The sequence below is a fragment of the Acidithiobacillus sp. TH-A35 genome (genome assembly GCF_057473505.1).
In genome coordinates this window covers 1-2,311 of sequence record NZ_JBYCKR010000141.1, presented here as the reverse complement: position 1 = coordinate 2,311, position 2,311 = coordinate 1, and the positions used below count along the sequence as shown (strand labels likewise).

General features: G+C 63.4%; 3 protein-coding genes. 1 reads left to right on the top strand and 2 read right to left on the bottom strand.

Annotated features, from left to right (window positions below; all coding sequences use genetic code 11):
• Positions 1-83: 83 nt before the first annotated feature.
• Together AC2VNK_RS04950 and AC2VNK_RS04945 are read right to left on the bottom strand one after the other, a co-directional pair.
• Positions 84-434 carry a Spx/MgsR family RNA polymerase-binding regulatory protein gene (locus tag AC2VNK_RS04950; RefSeq protein WP_486883037.1) on the bottom strand — a complete coding sequence of 117 codons (351 nt, stop codon included), beginning with the start codon at positions 432-434 and terminating at the stop codon, positions 84-86.
• Complete coding sequence (locus AC2VNK_RS04945) at positions 431-1,558, bottom strand: class I SAM-dependent methyltransferase (protein ID WP_486883036.1); 1,128 nt, start codon at positions 1,556-1,558, stop codon at positions 431-433. Before AC2VNK_RS04945 ends, AC2VNK_RS04950 begins: the two co-directional genes overlap by 4 nt.
• A 9-nt stretch (positions 1,559-1,567) precedes the next feature.
• Here AC2VNK_RS04945 and AC2VNK_RS04940 point away from each other — a divergent pair, with 9 nt between their 5' ends.
• Positions 1,568-2,308, top strand: coding sequence for a pteridine reductase (locus AC2VNK_RS04940; protein ID WP_486883035.1), 741 nt, complete (start codon positions 1,568-1,570; stop codon positions 2,306-2,308).
• Positions 2,309-2,311 lie beyond the last annotated feature (3 nt).

Genomic DNA, 2,311 nt, shown 5'->3' with positions numbered 1-2,311 from the left:
CCTAAGGCAGTGGATGGTATTTCTGGGCGGAAAAAGTTTCTTTATATGGCTAGGGAAATTGGGAAATTATATCCGATAGGCAACTAACGACGAAGTGCCTTTTCCCACACCTCCGCATCAAAACCCAACAAACCCCGATCCCTATCCATCCATATCGGCCGTCGGATCATACTGGGGTGCGCCTCCATCAGCTTTATCGCGGCTTCGGCATCAGCAACTCCCCGCTCGCGCTCAGACAAGCGCCTCCAGGTAGTGCCTCGGCGATTGATGAGTGCCTCCCAGCCCCAGCGCTCCACCCAGTGGCGAAGTTCCACCGTTGGCACCCCGGTTTTTTTGTAATCGTGAAAGCTGTACTCCAGCCCATGGCTGTCCAGCCAGGCGAAGGCTTTTTTCATGGTGTCGCAGTGGCGAATGCCGTAAATCTGGATGCTCATACGTTCTCCCGCTTTTTCAGAATCAACACCTTGAAGCTCTCGCCCATTTCCTGCGGCAGGGTGAGCCGTTTGATCTCGTTATTCAGGGCGAAGCGGCCGTCGTCACCCGCCTGCGCGCAGAGGGTGCCATACACCTCGGCCAGCCCGTGTTCCACCAGAAAGCGGGCGAGATGGCCATAAAAGGCCACCTCCAGCCCAGCCTCCACCGCAGCGGTCATCAGCGCGGTGAAATCCACATGGGCGGTGAGGTCGCAGAGGCCAGGCAGATAAAAAGGATCATCCAGCCAGTGGTGGCGATAGTAGGCGCGCAGGCTGCCCGTCTGCCGCTGCGGATGATAAAACTCCGCCGCCTCGTGCCCGTAATCAATCAGGAGGATGGCGCCGGAATCCAGGCGGGCGGCGACCTCGCGCAGCCAGGATTCGGCGGTGAGATTGATTTCCGTCCGATAGGGCCGGGGCCAATGCGTTACATAGGGCGCCAGCCGCGCCGCCAGAGGCGCAGCGACCGGTGGAGGCAGCGTCGCCCAGTCCAGAGCGGCGCCATTCCAGCGCACACCGCATTCGTGCAACTGCCCCGAGGCGCCCAGCTCCAGCACCTGCACTGGCATGGCGTCCAGCACTTCGTGGGCGAGCATCACGCCACGCCAGTGCTCCGGCAGGGTCTGCAGATGCTGAACACCGGGCACGGTCGCCTGTTGCCGCGCCTGCAAATCGGGGCTGGGTTCGAGCAGGGTGTAGGGGGTGTCCGGCAAAATGTCCCGGATCTGGTCGGCCAGTGCGCCGCTCCCACCGCCAAATTCGAGAATGCCGTCCGGCCCCAGATCGGGTTGCAGGGTCCGCGCCAGCACGGCGGCCAGCACCCGTCCCATTTCCGGTGCCGTGACGAAGTCGCCCGCCGCACCGAAGCGGGTCTGCCCCGCCATGTAGTAGCCCAGCCCCGGCGTGTAGAGGGCGAGCTCCATATAACGACGAAAGGAGATCATCCCACCTGCGGCATCAATTTCCCGCCGGATATGGGTCAGCAGTGCGGCCGAGTGGGCCAGCGCATCGGCATCCGGGATGGGCAAGCCTGCCTTGCGCGCCCCATGAGAATGGGTTAAAAAATCGGGACGCTCTGCGCGCATGGACACCTCTTGAAAGCTACCGGAAAAGTCGTTCTCATCACTGGCGCCGCCCGCAGGGTAGGCGCCGCCATTGCCCGCCATCTCGCCGCGGAAGGCTGCCAGCTCGCCCTGCATTATAAGCGATCCGCTGCCGAGGCCGAAGCCCTGGCGCAGGAGTTGCGCGCGCGGCATCGAACTGAACCCCTGTTGATCGCGGGCGACCTGGCTGATCCAGAAACGCCCGCCCGCCTGATTGATGCGGCTATCGGGCATTTTGGCCGCCTGGACGGCCTCGTCAACAACGCTTCGCTGTACTCCCCTGCGCCTTTCGGCGAAATCACGCCGGGAGACTGGGCGGCGATGGAGACCGTGCATCTGCGCGCGCCCCTCTTCCTGACCCAGGCGGCCGCACCGCATTTGCGGAAAAGCAGCGGCGCCGTCGTCAACATCGGCGACATCCACGCCGAAATCCCCCTGCGCGGTTATCTGCCCTACAGTGTCACGAAGGCGGGCCTGCTGGCGCTCACCCGCGCCCTCGCCAAAGAACTGGGGCCGGAGATCCGCGTCAACAGCGTCTCGCCCGGCGTGGTGCTCTGGGCCGAGGATAAGGACCCGCCCGACGGCGACCAGCAGGGACTCATCGAACGCAACGCCCTCAAGCGCGTCGGCAGCCCGGAGGATATTGCCGGCGCCGTCCGCTATCTGCTCTTCGATGCGCCTTATGTCACTGGCCACAATCTCGTCGTCGATGGCGGTCGCATGTTATATTGACGG

Excerpts from the sequence above, each read along its gene's own strand:
- AC2VNK_RS04950 (WP_486883037.1), bottom strand. The coding sequence starts at position 434 with ATGAGCATCCAGATTTACGGCATTCGCCACTGCGACACCATGAAAAAA.
- AC2VNK_RS04945 (WP_486883036.1), bottom strand. The coding sequence starts at position 1,558 with ATGCGCGCAGAGCGTCCCGATTTTTTAACCCATTCTCATGGGGCGCGC.